Source organism: Nonlabens sp. SCSIO 43208, from assembly GCF_050703575.1.
In the GTDB taxonomy this organism is placed as follows: domain Bacteria; phylum Bacteroidota; class Bacteroidia; order Flavobacteriales; family Flavobacteriaceae; genus Nonlabens; species Nonlabens tegetincola.
In genome coordinates, this window is record NZ_CP065365.1 from 103575 (window position 1) to 126250 (window position 22676).

Annotated in this window: 24 protein-coding genes; 14 read left to right on the forward strand and 10 right to left on the reverse strand. The window is 34.5% G+C overall.

Features of this window, described 5'->3' with window-relative positions; genetic code table 11:
- The first annotated feature begins 59 nt into the window (after positions 1 to 59).
- Positions 60 to 1346, forward strand: a complete 1287-nt coding sequence (locus I5168_RS00555; RefSeq protein WP_167343310.1) for a replication-associated recombination protein A — start codon at positions 60 to 62, stop codon at positions 1344 to 1346.
- Here I5168_RS00555 and I5168_RS00560 read toward each other — a convergent pair.
- The 6 genes from I5168_RS00560 to I5168_RS00585 all read right to left on the reverse strand — a co-directional run bounded on the left by I5168_RS00560 (position 1331) and on the right by I5168_RS00585 (position 6542).
- Entirely contained in the window at positions 1331 to 2026 is a 696-nt protein-coding gene (locus tag I5168_RS00560; RefSeq protein WP_167343211.1) for a YjjG family noncanonical pyrimidine nucleotidase, read from the reverse strand. The two genes, I5168_RS00555 and I5168_RS00560, sit on opposite strands and share 16 nt — an antisense overlap.
- Positions 2016 to 3305, reverse strand: coding sequence for a DUF7033 domain-containing protein (locus tag I5168_RS00565; protein ID WP_431472130.1), 1290 nt, complete (start codon positions 3303 to 3305; stop codon positions 2016 to 2018). Before I5168_RS00565 ends, I5168_RS00560 begins: the two co-directional genes overlap by 11 nt.
- A complete protein-coding gene (gene radC / locus I5168_RS00570) occupies positions 3302 to 4000 on the reverse strand; it encodes a RadC family protein (protein ID WP_431472131.1) in 699 nt (232 codons plus the stop codon). Before radC ends, I5168_RS00565 begins: the two co-directional genes overlap by 4 nt.
- A 15-nt stretch (positions 4001 to 4015) precedes the next feature.
- Positions 4016 to 4777, reverse strand: a complete 762-nt coding sequence (yaaA, locus tag I5168_RS00575) for a peroxide stress protein YaaA (protein WP_167343208.1) — start codon at positions 4775 to 4777, stop codon at positions 4016 to 4018.
- A gap of 158 nt (positions 4778 to 4935) precedes the next feature.
- A complete protein-coding gene (locus tag I5168_RS00580; protein ID WP_431472132.1) occupies positions 4936 to 5958 on the reverse strand; it encodes an RluA family pseudouridine synthase in 1023 nt (340 codons plus the stop codon).
- A gap of 5 nt (positions 5959 to 5963) precedes the next feature.
- Positions 5964 to 6542 (reverse strand): PASTA domain-containing protein, encoded by a 579-nt coding sequence (locus I5168_RS00585; protein ID WP_060523017.1) that lies wholly within the window; start codon positions 6540 to 6542, stop codon positions 5964 to 5966.
- A gap of 108 nt (positions 6543 to 6650) precedes the next feature.
- Here I5168_RS00585 and I5168_RS00590 point away from each other — a divergent pair, with 108 nt between their 5' ends.
- The 4 genes from I5168_RS00590 to I5168_RS00605 are packed head-to-tail and all read left to right on the forward strand — an operon-like array spanning position 6651 to position 10639.
- Entirely contained in the window at positions 6651 to 7622 is a 972-nt protein-coding gene (locus tag I5168_RS00590) for a D-alanine--D-alanine ligase (RefSeq protein WP_105018458.1), read from the forward strand.
- Between the two features lie 4 nt (positions 7623 to 7626).
- Positions 7627 to 8079 (forward strand): pantetheine-phosphate adenylyltransferase, encoded by a 453-nt coding sequence (gene coaD / locus I5168_RS00595; protein WP_042278861.1) that lies wholly within the window; start codon positions 7627 to 7629, stop codon positions 8077 to 8079.
- Positions 8076 to 9809, forward strand: coding sequence for a M14 family metallopeptidase (locus tag I5168_RS00600; RefSeq protein WP_431472133.1), 1734 nt, complete (start codon positions 8076 to 8078; stop codon positions 9807 to 9809). Before coaD ends, I5168_RS00600 begins: the two co-directional genes overlap by 4 nt.
- Positions 9806 to 10639: a hypothetical protein gene (locus I5168_RS00605; RefSeq protein WP_431472134.1), complete on the forward strand. Its 834-nt coding sequence runs from the start codon at positions 9806 to 9808 to the stop codon at positions 10637 to 10639. The genes I5168_RS00600 and I5168_RS00605 overlap by 4 nt, the downstream gene beginning before the upstream one ends.
- Here I5168_RS00605 and I5168_RS00610 read toward each other — a convergent pair.
- Entirely contained in the window at positions 10636 to 11256 is a 621-nt protein-coding gene (locus I5168_RS00610; RefSeq protein WP_317168776.1) for an NUDIX hydrolase, read from the reverse strand. The genes I5168_RS00605 and I5168_RS00610 overlap by 4 nt on opposite strands.
- Here I5168_RS00610 and pyrE point away from each other — a divergent pair.
- Complete coding sequence (pyrE, locus tag I5168_RS00615; RefSeq protein WP_167343203.1) at positions 11255 to 11896, forward strand: orotate phosphoribosyltransferase; 642 nt, start codon at positions 11255 to 11257, stop codon at positions 11894 to 11896. The two genes, I5168_RS00610 and pyrE, sit on opposite strands and share 2 nt — an antisense overlap.
- A 3-nt stretch (positions 11897 to 11899) precedes the next feature.
- Positions 11900 to 12286 carry a hypothetical protein gene (locus tag I5168_RS00620; protein ID WP_060523021.1) on the forward strand — a complete coding sequence of 129 codons (387 nt, stop codon included), beginning with the start codon at positions 11900 to 11902 and terminating at the stop codon, positions 12284 to 12286.
- On the opposite strand, the gene I5168_RS00625 is transcribed toward I5168_RS00620, so the two are convergent.
- Positions 12283 to 12993, reverse strand: coding sequence for a biotin--[acetyl-CoA-carboxylase] ligase (locus I5168_RS00625; protein WP_431472135.1), 711 nt, complete (start codon positions 12991 to 12993; stop codon positions 12283 to 12285). The two genes, I5168_RS00620 and I5168_RS00625, sit on opposite strands and share 4 nt — an antisense overlap.
- A gap of 85 nt (positions 12994 to 13078) precedes the next feature.
- Between I5168_RS00625 and rsfS the strand changes: the two genes are divergently transcribed.
- The 6 genes from rsfS (at position 13079) to I5168_RS00655 (ending at position 17925) form a co-directional block, all read left to right on the forward strand.
- Complete coding sequence (gene rsfS, locus I5168_RS00630; protein ID WP_042278853.1) at positions 13079 to 13450, forward strand: ribosome silencing factor; 372 nt, start codon at positions 13079 to 13081, stop codon at positions 13448 to 13450.
- An 18-nt stretch (positions 13451 to 13468) separates the two neighbouring features.
- A complete protein-coding gene (gene ftsH, locus I5168_RS00635) occupies positions 13469 to 15487 on the forward strand; it encodes an ATP-dependent zinc metalloprotease FtsH (RefSeq protein WP_060523023.1) in 2019 nt (672 codons plus the stop codon).
- A 61-nt stretch (positions 15488 to 15548) separates the two neighbouring features.
- A complete protein-coding gene (locus I5168_RS00640; RefSeq protein ID WP_105018451.1) occupies positions 15549 to 16166 on the forward strand; it encodes an LUD domain-containing protein in 618 nt (205 codons plus the stop codon).
- Entirely contained in the window at positions 16166 to 17008 is an 843-nt protein-coding gene (locus I5168_RS00645) for a phosphatidate cytidylyltransferase (RefSeq protein WP_105018450.1), read from the forward strand. The genes I5168_RS00640 and I5168_RS00645 overlap by 1 nt, the downstream gene beginning before the upstream one ends.
- Positions 16998 to 17651: a phosphatidylserine decarboxylase family protein gene (locus I5168_RS00650; protein WP_105018449.1), complete on the forward strand. Its 654-nt coding sequence runs from the start codon at positions 16998 to 17000 to the stop codon at positions 17649 to 17651. The genes I5168_RS00645 and I5168_RS00650 overlap by 11 nt, the downstream gene beginning before the upstream one ends.
- Positions 17620 to 17925 carry an acyl-CoA-binding protein gene (locus I5168_RS00655; protein WP_105018448.1) on the forward strand — a complete coding sequence of 102 codons (306 nt, stop codon included), beginning with the start codon at positions 17620 to 17622 and terminating at the stop codon, positions 17923 to 17925. The genes I5168_RS00650 and I5168_RS00655 overlap by 32 nt, the downstream gene beginning before the upstream one ends.
- Before the next feature lie 229 nt (positions 17926 to 18154).
- Here the strand turns inward: I5168_RS00655 and I5168_RS00660 are convergent, their stop codons facing one another.
- Positions 18155 to 20785 carry a valine--tRNA ligase gene (locus I5168_RS00660; protein ID WP_431472136.1) on the reverse strand — a complete coding sequence of 877 codons (2631 nt, stop codon included), beginning with the start codon at positions 20783 to 20785 and terminating at the stop codon, positions 18155 to 18157.
- A gap of 116 nt (positions 20786 to 20901) precedes the next feature.
- Between I5168_RS00660 and I5168_RS00665 the strand changes: the two genes are divergently transcribed.
- Positions 20902 to 21291, forward strand: a complete 390-nt coding sequence (locus I5168_RS00665) for a DUF1573 domain-containing protein (RefSeq protein WP_167343197.1) — start codon at positions 20902 to 20904, stop codon at positions 21289 to 21291.
- A 12-nt stretch (positions 21292 to 21303) separates the two neighbouring features.
- On the opposite strand, the gene I5168_RS00670 is transcribed toward I5168_RS00665, so the two are convergent.
- Positions 21304 to 22620, reverse strand: coding sequence for an aspartyl protease family protein (locus I5168_RS00670; RefSeq protein WP_167343196.1), 1317 nt, complete (start codon positions 22618 to 22620; stop codon positions 21304 to 21306).
- Positions 22621 to 22676 lie beyond the last annotated feature (56 nt).

Here is a 22676-nt window from a genome sequence, read left to right on the forward strand (position 1 = left end):
CTTATAAAATATCAATGTTTAAGCCACAAAGGGCTGTCATGTCAATATAACTTATGTCAATAAATACGCCACTAGCTGAACGCCTAAGACCGCAAAATCTGGATGATTACATAAGTCAAAATCATCTTGTAGGCGAGCATGGAAGTCTTACCCGTCATATTAAAAACGGAACAGTACCATCGTTGATTTTTTGGGGTCCACCTGGAACAGGTAAAACCACACTTGCTCAAATTATTGCTCAAGAAAGCAAGCGACCTTTTTTCACTTTAAGTGCGATAAATAGTGGTGTAAAAGATATAAGAGAAGTAATTAATAAAGCCAAAACATCAGGAGGACTGTTTACACAAAAGAATCCAATTTTGTTCATTGATGAAATTCATCGTTTCAGTAAATCACAACAAGATTCTCTTCTCGGTGCAGTGGAAAAGGGATGGGTAACCCTTATAGGTGCGACGACCGAAAATCCAAGCTTTGAGGTTATACCTGCCTTGTTATCTAGATGTCAGGTTTACGTTTTAAACGCTTTCGCAAAAGCGGAATTACACCAACTACTCCATCACGCTATACAAAAAGATGACATTTTAAAAAACTTATCCATTGAATTGATAGAAAGTGACGCACTGATGAGGATAAGCGGTGGTGATGCAAGAAAATTGTTAAACACATTTGAATTAGTTGTCCTATCCCAACCCGAAGGTGTAATTAAGGTTACCAATGAAATGGTCCTTGAGCAGGTTAAGTCAAATCCAGCACGATACGATAAAACAGGTGAGCAACATTATGATATTATAAGTGCGTTTATAAAATCGATAAGAGGATCAGATCCTAATGCGGCAGTCTACTGGCTAGCCAGAATGATAGAAGGCGGAGAAGACGTTAAGTTTATTGCTAGACGACTTATCATACTTGCTAGTGAAGATATAGGAAATGCAAATCCTACTGCCTTAATCATGGCTAATAATACTTTTCAAGCGGTAAGTACTGTAGGAATGCCAGAGTCCAGAATTATACTAAGTCAATGTGCAATCTATCTCGCAACCTCGCTAAAAAGTAATGCTAGTTACCTGGCAATAGGTAATGCACAAAAGTTGGTACGGGAGACCGGTGATTTACCTGTACCCTTAGGATTACGTAACGCTCCAACAACGTTGATGAAAGATTTAGGGTATGGAGACGATTATAAGTATGCCCATGATTATCCTGGTAATTTTGCATTTTACGATTTTTTACCTAAAGAAATAAGCGCTACCAAACTTTATGAACCCGGTAACAATTCAAGAGAACAAGCTCAAAGAGACTTTTTAAAAAGAAGATGGAAGGATCACTATCCTTATTCCGATAAATAAGTGAATATATCTAATAAACTCTCTACATAGGGCTGATCGTGCGCGGTTTGCTCATTTGTTGTTTTAAACCAAATACTATCCATCCCTATATTTTGAGCTCCTTCTATATCGGCAAGTAAGCTGTCCCCTATCATTACACTTTCTTCAACGCGAGCACCTGATTTTTGAAGAGCTATTTCAAATATTTTGGGATCAGGTTTTTTAACTCCAGCTTCATCGGCTGTTAAGATTACATCAAAGTATTTAGACAAACCGGATTTATTGATCTTATTATGCTGTACGTCAAAGAACCCATTAGTAATTAAATGTAATTTAAACTTGGGTTTTAACTGATCTAATAACTGAATACATCCAGCAAATAAATGGTTGTTATTAGGTAAATAAGCGATGTACATATCAGCAAATTTATTGATTTGTTCGGTAGTCGTCGGGTAATTACAAGCATCAAAAGCGGTTTTAAGACGTTGAAATCTGAGTTCTTCCTTAGTAATTAGGTTTTCTCTGAATTTTCGCCAAAACTCAAGATTCAACGGTTCATAAACCTTTATGAATACATCAAGATCTAATGAAATTTTCTCTTCTTGAAATATTTGTTGATAGGCTAGTTTACTATTCAAATTAAAATCCCATAAGGTGTGATCTAAATCAAAGAAAATGTGCTTTTTACCTTTAAATACCATTGATATCTTTTAAAAATGTATAACTGTGATTGCCTAATTCTCTGTCGAAATGATCATAATTCATAACAATATTTAAGTGACCATGTACAGCTTTAATTTGATGAACTATTTGTTTGAGCGCTATTCGTTGACTAGCTAACATTTTATTTACTAATGACGAATAATGAATAGCAACTGGATGAACAAGGACTGGTGTTTGAATTTCATAATCCAGATCATAAAAATAAAAGGGTAATGATGTACCTGCTCTAAAACCTACAACGTTTTCAAAGCACATACTATAATCATTTACCTTACCTAAGCCAGAAATATTTCTATAAAAATGAGGCACTTCCAATTTACTCTTGTTTACCCTTACGAATTTTAGGATACGATGGGTGTTTTTTTCAAACCTCGTAGCTTGTAAAATTGCCTGTTCTTCGCTTGAATTAATTCTCGCGAGAACACCTATATCAGAATAATCTGCAGCATGTTTTATCGCTATTTTATAAGTATGGTTTCTATAAGATACTCCAGGATTATCACGAGTAATATTACCTAGGTTGAATAAAAACAACGACTTACTTTCAGTTTGATTAGTCGATGTAAAAATTTTTAATAAATCATCTAGATTATCAAAGGGATCCTTTTTAAATCTAAGTAGCACTGAATAGAACAATATGAGCTTGTAGATACTGAACTTTTTAACATATGAAATAAACATCTCCCATTTTGTAATCCAACTACGACTGCGGTATTTAAAATAAATAGGAGTATCAATTACTGTTACTTGCTTATATTCATTAGCCAAATCAATAGTAAAATCAAATTTTTCTTCGAGAACAGTTTTAAATTTAAATACCCATAATTCAATTATAGGTAGTTTTAAAAAATCATTTTGATAAGCAACAGAGTCTTGTGCTTTAAATCTACCCAACTCATCCTTCATCTGTGGTAGATATTCTTCATAACGAGAAAGTAAATAAAATACTGCACTAAATAAATCAAAGGGTACTATCGACTCATAATCTAGTGATTGAAAAAAAACTGGTAAATCATCCCAATAACTTATTTCAACCTCATGTAGATCAATACCTACTTCATCCAACAAGCCTTCGGCATAGATACTCATTTCCTGACCAATGGTCTTTTGATTATAGCTAAATTTAGGTCCAGAATACCCTACAAATTCATTAAGCTCTGTAGTGAATTTATATTCTACCTCTAGAATTCTTTTAAACACGTGGCGAAAAACGTATTCTTTCCTACTTGTAATATTTGAACAATAAATCAAGATCATAGAATCCCTTCATCTGCAAAGCTATAATAAGCGCTTTGAGTAATAATTAAATGATCAAAGACCTTAATATCTAAAACTTTACCAGCTTCAATAAGTTTGGTCGTTATGTTTTTGTCCTGCTGGCTAGGCTGTAGTTTACCGCTAGGATGATTGTGCGCCAAAATCATAGCCACACAACCACTTTCTATAGCTTTTTTATAGACAATCCTAGTATCAACCATCGTCCCAGTTATACCACCTACACTTATTTGAGAAGATTCAATCACTTGATTACTATTATTAAGATACAATACCCAAAATTCTTCATGAGGCAACTCACCCAATCTAGGTTGTAAAATTTTAAAAGCATCTAGACTAGAGGTTATTTTTGGTTTAGTAACTGGCATTTCCATGGCACGACGTCTTCCTAATTCCATTGCCGCAGCAATGGTTATCGCTTTGGCTTCTCCTATACCCTTATACTTAATTAATTCTTTGATTGATTTCTTTCCTAAGGTATCTAGCGAATTACCCGAATCATTCACCATGATACGGCTTAATTCCACAGCGCTCATTTTACGAGTACCACTACCTATCAAAATGGCAATTAATTCTGCTATTGAAAGTGATGAACTGCCGCTTTTAAGAAGTTTCTCACGAGGACGATCGTCTAGTGACCAATCCTTAATTGAAAAATGCTCTTTTTCATCTTGCATGCAGCAATATAAAAATTACCTTACAAATACAGGTTCATTTTCTTTTTTTGTTTCTTCTGCCGAAAATGAATAACCATCTGTGGCAAAGGAAAGAATAGCCTCTTTGCCCCTATTTTCAGTAGTAATTAAATGTCTAGCCATAGCACCTCGAGCTTTTTTTGCAAAAAAGGAGATTACTTTAAGCTTACCATTTTTATAATCCTTGAATACAGGTGAAATCAATTTACCAGTAAGGGCTTTTTTATTAATAACCTTGAAATACTCATTACTTGCGAGGTTTACTACTAATTCATCCTCGGTCATTTCCTCATTAAGCGCTGGGGTTACAACATCCTTCCAATATTGATAAAGATTGTCGTTACCACCTATTGACCATTTGGTACCCATTTCTAATCGATAAGGCTGCATAAGATCTAAAGGCCTTAGGTAACCGTACAGTCCAGATAAAATTCTAATGGATTTTTGGGCTTTTTTTATTTGACTTTCTGATAGCGTGTAGGCATCTAGGCCGGTATAAACATCTCCATCAAAAGCATAGATAGCCTGCTTTGAGTTTTCTTGATTAAAATCTATTGCAAACTCTTGATTGCGATCGTAGTTCAAATCGGCAAGTTTATCAGAAATACTCATCAACTCACTCAGCTTTTTCCTTGATAGTTTTTTTAAACCTTTATTCAATTGTACAGCCTGATCTTTAAACAAGGGTGTAGTAAACTCAGTTACAACTGGTTTTGTTTCATAATTTAGAGACTTTGCAGGAGACAATAGAATTTTCATATCAATATTTTAATGTTTCAAAAATAAATATCCTTCTTCTCAATTATTGGATACCGGTGCCTAAATCTATCGATGATTTAATAAGAAATTTTGATACTGAATAACCAGATAGTATTTTGTTACTACGCTTTCGCGAAAGCGAAACTTAAACCTACTAATCAATCATTACTAGCATGTGTAGCATATACTCGCCATTTTTCAATACAAGCTTGCATATCGTCTGGTACCGGACATGAAAAACTAAGCCACTGACCAGTTGTTGGGTGCTCAAATCCTAAAGTGCGCGCATGTAAGGCCTGTCTAGGCAGGACCTTAAAGCAATTATCTACAAACTGTTTGTATTTTGTAAAACTTGTACCCTTGAGTATTTTATCACCACCGTAGCGTTCATCATTGAATAAGGTGTGCCCTATATGTTTCATGTGCACGCGAATTTGATGGGTACGTCCCGTTTCTAACCGGCAACTTATAACGCTTACATATCCTAAATCCTCAATCACTTTATAATGGGTAACGGCAGGTTTACCTTTATAGGATTCTTCTCCAGACCAAACTGTATTCTGCAATCTATTCTTGGGATGTCTACCTATATTACCTTCAACTGTTCCACTTGTTTCTTCAAAACTGCCCCATGTAATTGCAATGTATTCTCGTTCACTCGTTTTATTTGCAAATTGAGCAGATAGATGTGCCATGGCATGTTCCGTTTTGGCAATTACTAGCAATCCGCTAGTATCCTTATCTATTCTATGAACCAGGCCAGGACGATCACTAGAATTGTTAGGTAAGTTTTCAAAATGATAAATCAAAGCATTTATCAAGGTACCAGAGTAATTACCATGTCCTGGATGTACAACCATTCCTGCTGGTTTATTCACCACTACGACATCATCGTCTTCATGAATTATATCGAGATCGATATCTTCAGCAACCAGTAATTGTTCATAGGTAGGATGCTGCATTAACACACGTACAGTATCACCTGATTTTACCTTATAGTTAGCTTTTACTACTTGATCATTTACAAATACGCTACCTTCTTTAATGTATTGTTGAATTTTACTACGAGAATCGTTTTCAATACGATTCATTAAGAATTTATCTACTCGCAAAGGTTCTTGCCCTGGGCTTGCGGTAAATGAATGATGCTCATGTAGATTTTGGGAAGATTCCTGTGTCATAGTACTTATTTAGAATCTTCAGGTGTGGTGACTGGTCGTTTTCCATCAGCCAGCACTAGATCAATAACACTTGTTTTACGTAATTGTGTTCCAGATTCTAGGACCTCACCTTTATACCTCATTTCAAGCACAGTGTCCTCTGCATAGTTAGGTTTATAAGTAATTTCACCAATTTCAAATCCTAAACTTTGTAAGGTAGGTATAGCTTGTCTTTTAGTCTTGTAAATTACATTAGGAACGGTAACCATACCATATCCACTAGGATTCACTTTGAGATAAATCTGTCTATTTTCCTTAACAAATTTTCCTGCTTTAGGATTTTGCTCAATGATTGTTCTAGGAGGAAACTCTGGATTGAAACCAGAGCTATCTATAACCTTACTTCTTAAATCCAATTCTTCTAACTCTGTATTTGCCTGACTCAAGGTTAGTTTTTCAAGGCTAGGCACCTCAATACGTTGATCATGATTTGTATACCAATCTAGCCAATACAAATATCCTAGACATAAAACAAAAACAAGAACAACTGCCAGAACAACCTGTATCCAGAAGGTTTTAGTAAACATAAACCTGAAAAAATTCATACTTGAAAAATTAAGTAGTATTATGCACCAAAGATACATAATCGATTCCCTTATTTAAACGACATCTTTTTTAACTTTGTTGTTTACGCTCAGGGCGAAAACAGAACTATGAAAAACATTGCCGTACTCATGGGTGGCTATTCCAGTGAGAAAGACATCTCGATGAAGAGTGGAAAGGTAATTTCCAAATATTTAAACAAAGATCTTTACCAGGTCTATGAAATTGTAATATCAGAACAGTCATGGAGCTACACCAGTGCAGATGGTGAGGTCCATGAGATTGATAAAAATGATTTTTCAATTACCATTAATGACAATAAAGTAATATTTGATTGTTGCTACAATACCATTCACGGTACTCCTGGTGAGAATGGACTGTTACAAGCCTACTTAGAATTAATAGGCTTGCCGCAAACCTCTTGTGACAGTTACCAAAGTGCAATTACCTTTAATAAAAGGGACTGCATTGCAGTGTTGAAACCATGGGGAATAACTACTGCACAAAGTGTTTATTTAAATCAGTCTCAAGAGGTCGATGTAAATCTAATAGTTGATCGAGTGGGATTGCCTTGTTTTGTTAAAGCAAATCGCAGTGGTAGTAGTTATGGTGTTTCAAAAGTTTATCAAATCGAACAGTTACCAGCTGCACTTGATGTAGCATTTGCGGTAGATAACGAGATTATTATTGAGTCCTTTCTAGATGGCATTGAAGTTTCTGTAGGTGTTTATAAAAAAGATGGTACTATCATCGCTTTACCACCTACTGAAATTGTAAGTGAAAATGATTTTTTTGATTATGAAGCCAAATATCAAGGAAAATCCCAAGAAATTACGCCTGCAAGAATTAGTGAACGTATGACAGTTGCTGTTCAAGAATTAAGTAAAAGAATCTATGAATTACTTAATTGTAAAGGTATAGCACGTGCCGACTTTATATTTCATCAAGGAACACCTCATTTCATTGAAATAAATACCAATCCCGGTATGAGTGAGGAAAGTATAGTTCCTAAACAAGTAGAAGCTTCTAATCAATCCTTAACTGATTTTTTAACCGATATCATTGAGGAAACCTTAAATTAGCCCTATGAGAAGAGCCGTTTTTCCGGGTAGTTTTGACCCAATAACCCTAGGACACTATGATATAATTGAAAGAGGTTTAGGCCTTTTTGATGAAATCATAATCGCAATTGGTGTTAATGCAGATAAAAAGTACATGTTCAGTTTAGAAGAACGTAAAAGGTTTATAGAGGAAGCCTTTAAGGATCAACCACAAATAAAGGTAATGACGTATTCTGGACTAACCATTGAATTTTGTAAACAACAACAAGCTCAATTCATTCTTAGAGGATTACGTAACCCAGCCGACTTTGAATTTGAAAAAGCAATTGCCCATACAAATCGCAAGCTTTCCGAAATAGAAACCGTATTCCTACTTACCTCTTCTGGTAAAAGTTATATTTCATCATCAATAGTACGCGACGTAATTCGTAATAATGGAGACTACACAGGACTAGTCCCTACAACTGTAAGAATATGAGAAACCTGTTAATCTATTTTGCTTTCATCTTTGTTGTTACATCATGTGATAATAAAAAAACCACTAACAACGATCCAATAGATTGGGAAACTCCATTTGAAAAAGGTAATGGGAATCAAACTGCTACCTATCATGAAGTTATTTCATATTACGAAAAATTAGCAAACCACTACTCCTCTATTTCTATAAAGGAATATGGTAAAACAGATAGTGGTTTACCCTTACACCTTATCTCGTTCAAGTCGAACACTCAATCCAATGAGGAACCAGTAAAAATACTAGTAAATAATGGTATTCATCCAGGTGAAAGTGATGGAATTGACGCCAGTATGATGCTATTAAGAGATCTAGCTAACGAAAAATTGTCCATTGAATACCCAATTGAACTGCATGTAATAGCGGTGTATAATGTAGGTGGTTCTTTAAATAGGAATACGAGTTCAAGAACCAATCAAAATGGACCAGAAAGTTATGGATTTAGAGGTAACGCTCGTAATTATGATTTAAACAGAGATTTTATTAAAACAGATACAAGAAATGCAGTCACATTTCAAGAAATCTATCATACTGTAAATCCTGATTTCTTCATTGATAATCACGTGAGTAATGGTGCAGACTATCAATACGTTCTTACTCATTTAATCACACAATACAATAGATCAACCTCAAACCTTGCCAACTATATTGAAAACTCGTTTAGGCCAGAGCTTGAGCAAAAATTAAATGAAGAAAACTGGCCCATTACACCCTACGTAAGCGTTTGGGGCACTACTCCAGATAAAGGTTTTTCTCAATTCCTGGATGAACCTAGATATTCTACCGGATACACTTCATTATGGAACACGGTAGGACTTATGGTAGAAACTCACATGCTCAAACCTTATAAGGACCGAGTTGAAGGAACCAAAATACTAATGGAAAAAGTGCTAGAAATAGCACAATCAGGAGCTACTGAGGTAAAAGAATTGAGAAAAGATGCTTTTGCTACTTTAAAAGCAGGAGATTCATTCGCACTCACCTACAAACTAGATAGAACTAAAAATGATAGTATAGAGTTTTTAGGCTATGAAGGTGAATATATAACTAGTAAAGTCACTGGACTGGAACAACTCACCTATAACCGAAACAAACCTTTTAAAAAAATGGTTCCTTATTACAATACTTATAAAGGAACCGACAGTATCATAATCCCGTCGTATTATGTAATCCCTTCGGGCTATTGGAATATCATAGAAAAATTAGATCACAACCAAATTGATTACTTTACTTTAAAAAAGGATTCAACAATTCTTGCTCAAGAATATCGAATTGAAAACTACAATACCGCTCGCAGTGCCTATGAAGGACATTATCCTCATAGCAATGTATCTGTTAGTAGTAAAGAATATGAAGTACGCTTTCGCGAAAGCGATATCATCATACCTACTAATCAACCAGGAATTAAATATCTTGTCGAAACTCTAGAACCACAAGCAAGTGATAGCTTTTTTAAGTGGAATTACTTTGATACCATACTCCAACAAAAGGAAGGTTTTTCTAGCTATGTTTTTGACGCTAGCGCAGAAAAACTATTGGAACAAAATCCAAAGATTAGGATTGAATTTGATAGTTTAAAACAAGCCAATCCGAATTTTAAAAATAATGCAGCTGCGCAATTGTCCTGGTTACATAAACGCAGTCCTAATTACGAAAAAGCTCATCTAACCTATCCAATTTACAGAATTCTATGAAAAAAATTATAGCACTAGCAACAATCAGTTTGATTGTCTTAAGTTGTAACTCCGACAAGAAAAACAATTCAGAAAATCTAGACCCAATACCCAGTGATTTTGAACGAGGTCAAGTAATTGAAAACAATACAGATGGCGTATGGAGTAATCAAGTAGATTGTGATGGAGCTGTTTATAAATTTGAAATTCCAAAATTTTCAGGAACTCAAACTAAATCATTATACCAACCTATCTCCAATTTAATTGGCAAGGATTTGAGTGCTACTACCTATCCAAAAGATGCCACAATGGAAGAGGTTTTTGACATTTTTGCCAATGAGCGTAGCATGAATCTTTGTCTCAATAAAGATCGCGGTACAAGTATGATAAAGATTGATCATGTATCAGAAAATACAGATTTTATTTCTTACAGCATTGTTTATAAGAGAGAAGGAGAATTTGGAAGAATACTGCGCACTTTTTCAAAACCTAATTATAAAGAAATCAAACTAAATGATATGGTAAGCACTAAAAAGTTCCCTGATGTGCGCACTATTCTACAAGTTAATTTACAACAAGAAACAGCAAATCTTATTTTAGGATTACCAAAGGATATGCAGGCGACCTATGGAGATTATGCTAGAAATACGGCCTTTACTTTTACCGATGAAGAACTTAAAAATGCACCTGTTGCATTCAAAGTTGATCAAGATAAAAATGTTTTCTTACAAACTACTTTTAAAGTTGACTTACCAGATACTTTTAAAGAACTTAATAATCAGGTATTAATTACAATACCTGTTGATCAACTAAGCTATTACATGAATTTTGAGAAGGTAATAAAAGGTTAGTGACGCTTAGTCACTAACATGTTATCAGGAAAAAGCTCTCTTATATTAGCATAGGAATTCATAAGAGCTACTTGTGCCATTTCTTTATCTAACCAAACCGCTTTTTCTATTCCTTCCTTTTTTTGAGGCTTAAGCTTTTTATCTGAGTCTGTTTGCATAAGGTACCAGTGAGTAAGCTTGAGCTTTATTTTTGATTTCCAAGAATAAATGTGATAAGTACGACCTAGATAATCATTGAGTTTCAAATTTTTCACTTTAGTTTCTTCTTGAACCTCTCGAATAGCACAATCTTCAATGGTTTCTCCTTTATCAATTTTACCTTTAGGAAGATCCCATTTGTCATTACGATAAATAAATAAATATTGATTAAGCGAATTGAGAACAAGTCCACCACCGGCAACTACCACAGGAAGTTTTTTATGCAGCCTTTTGACAATTTTGTTGGGATTCTTGCTATACAACAACACTTTAGTAAGCTCACCAGCTTCAATACGCTTGATGATTTTTTTAAGATTTACAGTTCTTAATTTAAAGACTGTGTAATCTGGAAAATTGTCTTTGTTTGAAGTGACTAAAATAGGCACTTCTTTGACAAAAACTTTATACATTTGCTCCATGGTCAGAGATAAAAATGTTGCTGCAAAAACAGCAGAATTATTATTGCAAATTAAAGCAATAAAATTGCAACCACAAGAACCTTTTACATGGGCCAGTGGATGGAAATCACCTATTTATTGCGACAACCGCATAACTCTTTCATATCCAGAGGTTAGAAACTATTTAAAAGATCAATTATCAGATCTTGTTAAGAAAATGTATGGTACACCAGACGTTATCGCCGGAGTTGCTACAGGTGCCATAGGTATCGGTATGTTAGTGGCACACGCGCTAGACGTTCCTTTTATCTATGTACGACCAGAGCCTAAAAAACATGGTAGAAAAAACCAAATTGAAGGACAATTAAAGGCTGGTCAAAATGTGGTTGTAATTGAAGACCTTATAAGTACTGGTAAAAGCAGTTTAAATGCTGTAAAAGCTTTAAAAGAATCTGGGGCACATGTCAAAGGCATGCTTGCTCTTTTTTCATATGGCTTTACTTTTGCTGTAGAAAATTTCAAAGAACACGATCTAGAACTTACCACCTTAAGTGATTATAATCATTTAATTGAAAAGGCAGTAAGTGCTGGATTGTTTAATGATGAAGAAAAAGAATTACTAAAAAGCTGGAGAGAGAACCCTAGCCAGTGGAATAATTAAGCTATGAATTTAGAAAGCCGTAAAGTAACAACTCAAAAGAATCCAGAAGAATTGTACACGTTTTTAACAAACGTTGCTAATTTCAAGGAGCTCATGCCCGATGATACAAAGTTTGAATTAAGAGGTGATGATAGTTTTCTCTTTGGACTTAAAGGAATGCCAGAAATAAAACTTCAACTTAAAGAGCAAACCCCTTACTCTAAAGTTGTTTTAGGCTCAGCAAGTGATAAGTTTGATTTTAGTCTAATCTGTGATATTGAAGATAAAGAAGCTGGTAGTGAGGCTCAATTATTTTTTACAGGAGATTTTAATCCTATGATGGCTATGATGATTAAAGGCCCTATCAAGAAATTTTTGGAGCAACTAGCCAAAGGACTAGAACAATTCTAGTAAAACCATTTAAGTTCTTTTAAGTCTGCTGTGAGGTATTGACTATCAGTAGTCATTAACTCCAACAAACCGTTCTCAGTTACACCGATAATGGTTGCTGTAATAGGCCTATCAAGGTATTCAAAATTGAGAGTCCTACCCAGTTTATATAAGTGACTGTTGTAGTCATTTATAAACTCCTTAATTTCATAATTTGAAACATTCAAATATTGAACAAAGCTAAATAGTAACTCATCTAGGTTGAACTGTTTACCCGTTATTAATTTAAGTGAGATCGCTTTCAGGGAATCGGGAAACTCATCCTGGTTAACATTAAGACCTATACCAACGATCGCATGGCTTAGTGAACTACCTGAATAGACAGTTTCGATGAGAATTCCTGCTAGTTTATGATTAACTGCCAGAATGTCGTTTGGCCATTTAATATCTGCCTTTATGCCAAGATGGTTTTTAAGCCACGATACTAAACTTACGGTTATCCATTTATTAATTTGAAATGGTGTAAGACGCACCTTTGAATTATCAAGTAAAAAACTGAAAGTTAGGTTTTTACCAGGCTCAGAGTGCCATTTTGCTCCATGCTGCCCTTTGCCTGCCGACTGTTTGTAAGCAACAACAGTAGTAAGGTGAGTGAGTTCGCTTTCGCGAAAGCGAGACCTCAATTCATCATTTGTAGAGGTAGTGGCATATAATTTGACAATGTTCAAATCTAGAATTTAATTGTAGTTTAATGAATAAAGTGCAATTCTAGAACAAAAAAGAAATAAATTTGTACTTAACAAAAAGTTTTTAATGACTAAAACAGCAGTACCTACAGATACATTAATAAGCCAAATCATTGCCGGAATAGAAGATGTCAAAGGAAATGACATTACTATAATGGACCTAAGGGATTTAGACAATACCGTAACTAGTTACTTCATTATTTGCAACGGTAACTCCAATACTCAAGTTAACGCTATCGTTAACTCTATTCAGAAGAAAGTAAGTAAAGAATTGCAAGAAAAAGCCTGGCATGTAGAAGGTACAGATCAAGGTGAATGGGTACTTATTGACTATGTTGATGTAGTTGTTCACGTTTTTCAGAAACCTATTAGAGAATATTACGACCTAGAAGGATTATGGGGTGATGCAAAAATCACAGTTATTGAAAGTACTTACTAAAATTGAAGAAGAAAAAACATGTCTGATAAAAAAGCACCTAATAAAGATCCACGCAAACCTTTAATGAATTCAGGTAAACCAAAATTCAGCATTTGGTGGATTATTATTCCTTTGGGATTATTATTTTTTGGATACAGTCTATTTACTGACCAATTATACTCACCAAAAGAAATATCTATACAAGACTTCTATACTTACCTAAAAGACGGTGATGTAAAAAAAGTTGTTATTGTAGGAAACAGAAGAAAAGCTAACATTTTTCTTACTGATGAAGCAAAAAAGGAAGACCAGCATAAAGATGCTAAACGAGGTAGTGAAGTAGGATCAAATATTCCTATACCACAATATGTCGCAAATTATGGTTCACAAGAAAAGTTTGAAGAAAAGTTTTCTGAGATAAAAGAACAGAATAATCTAGATACTGAATATACTTTTGATCCAGAAGAGGAAGGATTTTTAAGTTACGTAGGCACCTTCCTACCCTTTATTATAATTCTTGCGATTTGGATTTTTATCATGCGTAGGATGAGTGCTGGAGCTGGTGGTGGCGCTGGTGGTCAAATTTTTAATATAGGTAAATCAAAAGCAAAGCTTTTTGACCAAAAAACTGATATTAAAACAACTTTTAAAGATGTTGCAGGATTAGAAGGTGCTAAAGAAGAAGTTCAAGAAATCGTAGATTTTCTTAAAAATCCAGAAAAATATACTTCGCTAGGTGGTAAAATTCCTAAAGGAGCCCTTTTGATAGGATCGCCTGGTACAGGTAAAACATTACTTGCTAAAGCGGTAGCTGGTGAAGCAAAAGTTCCTTTCTTCTCATTAAGTGGATCAGACTTTGTAGAAATGTTTGTAGGTGTAGGTGCAAGTAGAGTACGTGATCTCTTTAAACAAGCTAAAGAAAAATCACCATCTATTATTTTTATTGATGAGATTGATGCTATCGGTCGTGCAAGAGGTAAATCTAATTTTTCTGGATCAAACGACGAGCGTGAAAATACACTTAATCAATTATTGACAGAAATGGATGGTTTTGGCACCAATACAAATGTAATTGTGCTTGCTGCAACCAACCGTGGTGACATACTTGATAAAGCATTGATGAGAGCAGGTAGATTTGATCGTCAAATTTATGTAGACCTACCAGATGTAAGAGAACGTGAACAAATTTTTGAAGTTCACTTAAGACCGCTTAAGAAAGTAGATGAAGAACTAGACACTTCATTTCTTGCAAAACAAACACCTGGATTCTCTGGAGCCGATATTGCCAATGTTTGTAACGAGGCAGCACTTATAGCTGCGAGAAAAGGTAAAAAGGCAGTAACCAGACAAGACTTTTTAGATGCGGTAGACCGTATTGTAGGTGGACTTGAAAAGAAGAATAAGTTAATCACACCTAGCGAGAAAAAGACAATTGCTTATCATGAAGCTGGTCACGCAACTGTAAGTTGGATGACTGAGCATGCAGCGCCTTTAGTTAAGGTTACCATTGTTCCTCGTGGACAATCTCTAGGAGCAGCATGGTATTTACCTGAAGAAAGACAAATTGTAAGGCCAGAACAGATGCTTGACGAGATGTGTGCAACTATGGGTGGTCGTGCAGCAGAAAAGGTGATTTTCAATAAAATCTCAACGGGAGCTTTAAGTGATTTAGAAAAAGTCACTAAACAAGCTAAGGCTATGGTGACTATTTACGGTCTTAATGATAAAATAGGTAATATCACCTATTATGACAGCAGTGGTCAACAAGAATATTCTATGACCAAACCTTATAGTGAGGAAACAGCTGTAATTATTGATAAAGAAATATCAAAAATTATTGAGGAGCAGTATCAACGTGCTATTCAAATCTTGACAGACAATCAAGATAAATTAACCGAACTGGCAGAATTACTTTTAGAAAAAGAGGTGATTTTCAAGGATGACTTGGAACGCATATTTGGTAAAAGACCTTTTATTAAGGAAAAACCGATTGCATTAAAGTCAGCTATAAGCGGTACTCAAACTGATGCTGCTACAAGCAAGGATGAAGAAGAATAGTTTGTATGCTTTTAGTTAAAAAAGTATATTTACATCAACCCTAAATCCTTTTGCTTATAGAATGGGCATATTCGGCAAGTTTTTTAAAAAATCAACAGAAAGCGATGAATCAAAGAGCACTGATAATGAGCGCTCTAAATACATGCCTGAAAAAAAACTGCCTTTAGACGAACAATTTTTTCATCATTTTATCCAACAAGGAGGAAGATTGCTCTACTCGGTAAGTGAAGAAGAAATTCAAGCAAACTTTGAAGATATTTTAGTTGAACATGATTTTTTTGAAAAGGATGTTTTTTGTCACGATAAGCAATTACAACAAAGATTTCCTAATTTCAACTTGAATTTTGAGGGTAGTAATCGCTCCAGTAGTTTCTTTTTGACCACTTGTGAATATCTAATAAGTGACAAAGGAGCTTTATTATTTTCTTCAAATCAAATTAAGGAATGTAAATTACCTGAATTACCTAACACCTTTGTTGTCCTAGCAAGCACTAGTCAGATCGTAGAAAATATAGGTGAAGGTTTGAGAGGCATTAAACACCGTAGTAAAACATACATCCCTACTAACATTACTACTCTTAAAAACTTTAAAGATGGCGATGGCAAAGAGAGTAAGGATATTGAAACTTATGGAGCACCTAATAAAAGACTCTATCTTTTATTATTAGAAGATTTATAATGAGAGAATTATTAGTTCGTTCTATTTCGGGAATTGTATACGTTTCCCTAGTGGTATTAAGCGCCCTATATTCACGAGATGTGTTTATAGGTTTATTTTGTTTGTTTGCCTTTTTTTGCTTGATAGAGCTTATGCCAATGATAAGGCTAAAGCAATGGTTAATATATCCCGTACTACCTGCCGCTTACCTTTTACTGGTAAGGTATAATGTGTGGCCCGATCCTTTGGACGATTATTATCTTTATGTGATATATGCATTATTAGCTGGAACACTAGCAGTAAATCTATACCTTATTAGAGACTTAATACTTACAGATCGTATTCCCCTTTTCAATTCAAAAAAACACTTTATAGCTTTATTATATTTGATTGGATCAAGTTTATTCTTAGCATTAATACCAGATGTTTTAGAAAGCTATAAACCAGAATTAATAATTGGCCTATTTACAATCATATGGTCCAATGACAGCTTTGCCTATTTATTTGGTAAAAACTTTGGTAAGCATAAATTAATGCAACGCATCTCACCTAAAAAAACCGTGGAAGGATTTGTAGGTGGGTTGGTTATGGCAATGCTTACAGGTGTTGGTCTATTCTTTTATTTACAAAATATAGGAATAACAGATTACACCATATACCATTGGATAATTATAGCTTTTGTAGTTGCGTTTTTTGGAACACTGGGTGATTTAATTCAATCTAAATTTAAAAGACAGGCACAAATAAAAGACAGTGGTAGTATCATGCCAGGTCATGGTGGTATCTTTGACCGCATGGATAGTATTATCTTTGCAGCACCATTTGCTTATCTTACATTCTTAATTATTAATTATGTTTCATAAAGAGGGATCAAAAATTATTCTGATATCTGTTTTAATAACAGGAGCCTTAAATTTAGGTGTTTCCTATTTCAATCCTCCACATTGGATTACAGTAGCTGTAGGGATATTATCGATTGTTTTTTTAATTCTAATTCTGCAATTTTTTAGAAACCCAAAGAGATCTACACCAATAAGCGAAACCAATATAATATCACCTGTTGATGGTAAAGTAGTTGTAATCGAGAAAGTACAGGAGAATGAATATTTTAAGGAAGAACGTTTAATGATAAGCGTTTTTATGTCTCCTATCAATGTTCATGTAACTCGGTATCCAATTGGAGGCTCCATTGCTTATAGCAAATACCATCCAGGAAAATACTTGGTGGCATGGCACCCAAAAGCTAGTGAGGAAAATGAACGCACAACTGTTGTTATCAATCATAAAAATAAATTGCAAGTAATGTATAGACAAATAGCAGGTGCACTTGCAAAACGCATTGTTAATTACGCCAAAGAAGGTGAACAAGCTATTCAAGGTGATGATAGCGGTTTTATTAAATTTGGCTCTAGAGTAGACGTATATCTACCCATAGACACAGAAGTTAAAGTATCACTTAATCAAAAAGTAAAAGGTGGAATTACCACATTGGCTAAATTCTCTTAAAGGTAAGGAATTGGATAAGTACTTTGAATCAGCTTTTCACAAAGCGAGTTCTGAGGAACAGTCCGAAGTTCCTCTTGCTACTCAATTACATCTTTATGCATACTACAAAAGAGCTATAGATGAGCCTTATGTAAGTAATCGATCCTTTGAATTAAATGATTTGCGACAAGGCTTCAAAATGAATGCTTTAATTCAAGTTCAAAATATATCTAAAAGCGAGGCTAAAAGAAGGTATATAAAAATCGTTGAAGATCTATACCCTAAACCTTGGTAAACACAAGTGATTCAACACCAAAGAATCACTATATAACTACTATTTTTTCTTTAGAATATATATTGCCAGCGCAGCTACACAAACTACAATGGCGATAAAAATTATAGCAATGGTAGAGATTACATTCATCGTTTCAATAATTTTTTAAGCAACCAGATAGTTAGCAGCACACATAAAGCTACCACTATCAGGCTGCCTAGTAATATTAAAAATATATTACCCGTACTCATTATTTTAGAGCTACAATACTAGCATTAATAGTATCAATTTTTGCAAGAGCATCTGCTTCTTTTTTACGTTCAAGCTCGACTACTTTTTCAGGAGCTCCGGCAATGAATCGTTCATTAGACAATTTCTTTTGAACACCTAATAAGAATCCCTGCGCACGCTTTAATTCAGCCTCTAATTTCTCTAACTCTGCAGCCGTATCAACGTTTCCTGATAAGGGTATGAAGTATTCATTTGATTTAACTCTATAACTAGCTGCTCCAGATAATTGATCAGTTACCTGCATAATTGAATCAACATTACCCATTTTCATGATGAGATCATTATAATCTGCAGATAAACCTTCATTATTTATAACACTTAAAGAGATTTCATTTTTAAATGAAATTTGCTTTTCCTTACGCACCGTTCTTATACCAGATATGATGTCTTTAACCATCTCAAAATCCACAAGTAATTTATCATCTGGTTTTACAGTCGTAGGCCATGTGTTAATACACAATGCATCTTCGACTTTGCGATCAGTAATACTTTGCCAGATCTCCTCACTTATAAAAGGAGTAAATGGATGAATTAATCGCAAATTATTTTCAAACAACTCTATAACCTGCTTATAGGTTAAAGCGTCAATAGGTTGACCGTATTCTGGTTTAATAATTTCCAACAGCCATCCACAAAAATCATCCCAAATTAATTTGTAGGAGCTCATTAAAACATCACTAATTCTATATTTTGAATAGTGATCCTCAACCTCATCTAATACTTGCGCAAACCTAGATTGGAACCACTGGATTCCTTGTTTAGCATAAGAAGGTTGTTCTATTTTTGTATCAATTTCCCAACCTTTTATTAGTCTAAATGCATTCCACATTTTATTTACGAAACCTTTTCCTTGCTGGCATAAGCTTTCATCAAACATAAGGTCATTACCTGCAGCACTGCTTAATAAAAGTCCTACTCTTACACCATCAGCACCAAACTCTTCAATTAATTTAAGCGCATCAGGTGAATTCCCTAATGACTTAGACATTTTACGTCGTTGCTTATCCCTTACAAGTCCAGTTAAATAAACCTTATCAAACGGTTTCTCATCCTTATACTCATATCCAGCTACAATCATACGTGCCACCCAAAAGAAAAGAATATCTGGACCTGTCACAAGATCTCGCGTAGGATAATAATAGTTGATCTCTTTATTTTCAGGTTCTAGAATCCCGTTAAAAACGGATATAGGCCACAGCCAACTGGAAAACCAGGTATCAAGAACATCATTATCCTGTCTTAAATCCTGTTCTTGTAGATTGTTATTGTTAGTTCGCTTTCGCGAAAGCGTAAGAGCATCCTCTATACTTTCAGCTACTACAAAATCCTCTTTTCCATCTCCATAGTAATAAGCAGGAATACGTTGTCCCCACATCAACTGACGAGATATATTCCAATCTCTAACGTTATCCATCCAGTGGAAATAAGTAGACTTAAACTTAGCTGGTAACAACTCTACAATATCTTCTTTTACAGCCTTTATTGCAGGTTGAGCTAGTTCTTCCATTTTTAAGAACCATTGATCAGACAATCTAGGTTCTATGACTGCTTTGGTTCGTTCACTAGTACCTACCTTATGAATATGGTTTTCCTTTTTGACAAGGTAATTTTTCTCTTCTAATTCTTTTGCAATCAACTTGCGCACTTCAAATCTATCCTTACCTTGATAGTGCAAACCATAACTATTAAGGCTACCATCTTCATTGAAAATATCAATGATTTCTAGATCGTGTTTTTTCCCTAACTTATAGTCATTTTCATCGTGTGCAGGAGTTATTTTTAAACATCCTGTACCAAACTCCATATCTACATACTCATCAGCAATAATTGGTATTTCTCGATTAACAATAGGAACTATAACTGTTTTACCTATCAAATTTTGATACCTTTCATCTTCAGGATGAACACATATTGCCGTATCACCCAGGATTGTTTCGGGTCTGGTTGTTGCGATGATCACCTTATCATCACTATCCTTTAGGTTATAAGCTAGATGATAGAGATGTCCATTTCTTTCTTCATAAATAACCTCTTCATCGCTTAAGGTAGTTTTAGCTTGCGGATCCCAATTTACCATACGATATCCACGATAAATTTTACCTTTATTAAAAAGGTCCACAAATACTTTTATCACACTAGCTGACATGTCGTCATCCATGGTAAATTTTGTGCGAGACCAATCGCAACTAGCTCCTAATTTTTTAAGCTGTTCAAGGATTATCCCACCATATTCATGAGTCCAATCCCAAGCATGTTCAAGGAATTCCTCTCGTGTAAGGTCATTTTTATCAATACCTTGCTCTTTAAGCTTCTTCACCACCTTTGCCTCGGTTGCGATACTAGCATGATCAGTTCCTGGAACCCAGCAGGCATTATATCCTTTTAACCTAGCTCTTCTAATAAGAACATCCTGAATCGTATTATTAAGCATGTGCCCCATATGTAGAACTCCAGTAACATTAGGCGGCGGAATTACTATGGTATAACTTTCTCTATCATCTGGAACAGATTTGAAGAAGTCGTTTTCCATCCAGTAGTCGTACCACTTTTGCTCTGCTTTTTGAGAATCATATTTTGTTGCAAGGGACATGTTTGGCTTGATTTTTGAAATTTCTTCGACAAAAGTACTATTAACTTAAATTATATCTGGCATTAACTGCTATTTTAAATGAGTTAGTTTACCTTTAAAATCTAAAAAAGTAAATGATGAAAAATCTTATACTACTGGTAGCATTTTTAAGCTTTACCCAAATGGGTGTTGCTCAAAAACCTTCTACCCTAGACCCTATGACAACTGTGGAGTTTGAAACTACTACAATTGACTATGGTGAGATTAAAAAAGACAGTGATGGTGTGAGAACTTTTAAGTTTAAAAACACAGGCGAACATCCTCTAAAAATTTATCAAATCTATTCCTCATGCAGATGCGATATTTTGGAACAGCCCGAAAAGCCAATTGCACCTGGAGAAACTGGTGTAATTAAAGTCAAGTATGATACCAAAAAAATTGGGCCTATCGTAAAAACGCTAACCGTAATTACTAATATCAAAGAAAAACAAGTTGCTTTGCGACTAAAGGGACGCGTGATTGAATAATTAGCTTATCAACTAATCTATTAAAGGTATAAGTTTAAACTTATACCTTTTTTGTTTGCCATTTCTTTTAATCGTAATCCTAATAGTTGAATGTGGATTAGTGTAAAAAAAGTCATTTACCTCATTCAAAGTTAAATAGGGGAAAGATCTTCCATTTATTTTGACAATTTGATCTCCTACTTGCAAGCCTGCCTTTTCTGCTTCGCTATTTACTCTGATTTGATCAATGTAAATACCTGGTATTTGAACAATGTCATATTCGGGTTTATCTAATTGAATTAACTGCGCATCCACCTCATTACCATAACCATTTTCCGCCTTGCTTTCATAACTATAGAAAATCTCACGTTTTCCTAATTTTGCTGTAATACCTGACATATTGTAATAGAATCCGTCACGATATTTCCTAGTGTTCTGTAGGTAAATTGTATTGTTTCTGTAATCTAAAATTAAGAAAAACCTCTTAAGCACCTCTGCGCCAATACTAGACAGCAAGTTTTTAGAATTCAATAATTTTGACTCTTTAATATCTGGAAATGATGAAGTAATTCTTTGCAAATTGAAGCTCCCGAAATTTAGTTGATCTAACTTAGTCCTGTAACCACTTATTTCCCCATTAAGACCAAAACCTAAAAAGTCGTAAAAATTCTTTTCTGGAATTTTAAATTGCTGTGGTCGTTTATTAATCCATAAAGCGTCGTTACTTCCGGTATCTATTAAAACATCGGCATTATAGGAATTATCAGCTTCAACTATTTCACTCTTTATATAAGGTTTACCACTTGAGAGTTGTATGGGAATTGAATCATAACGCCTTAAACCTCTTAAATACTTTATGTCCTGAGTTAATGTTATATAGTTTTTTTCGTAATCTATTTTAACTACCGCATTTTTAAAAAAACTAGCACCTATTACCCCATTAATTTCCACTCCTATAAAATTGAAAAGGGATAGTTGCTCTTCTGCTAGTATAAAAATTCTTGCTTGCTCGTTAACATAATCTCCTAATTTTAAAACATTATTATCACTTACATACGCATTCACTCCATTCCTATTTCCATAACCCTTAAGTTTAAATTGTTTTCCTTTCTTTATTTCAAGGGAATCAATACCATTAAGATTATAAATAATATTTTTGGAGGCTCCAGTATCTAACATAAAGTTGAGCTTGGTGCCATTTAATTCTATGGGAACTATGATTAATCCACCAGAATTATCAAATTCAACAAAAATTTTCTTTTGGTCGTTTTTAAAAGTAAAATAATCTTGTTGAGCAATCATCAACAAGGGTTGGATGAAAACTATAAAAAACAAAATTTTCTTAAGCATATATTATAAAGATAAGCAATCGAATTGTTTTAGTACATAACAGCCTTAAACCTTAC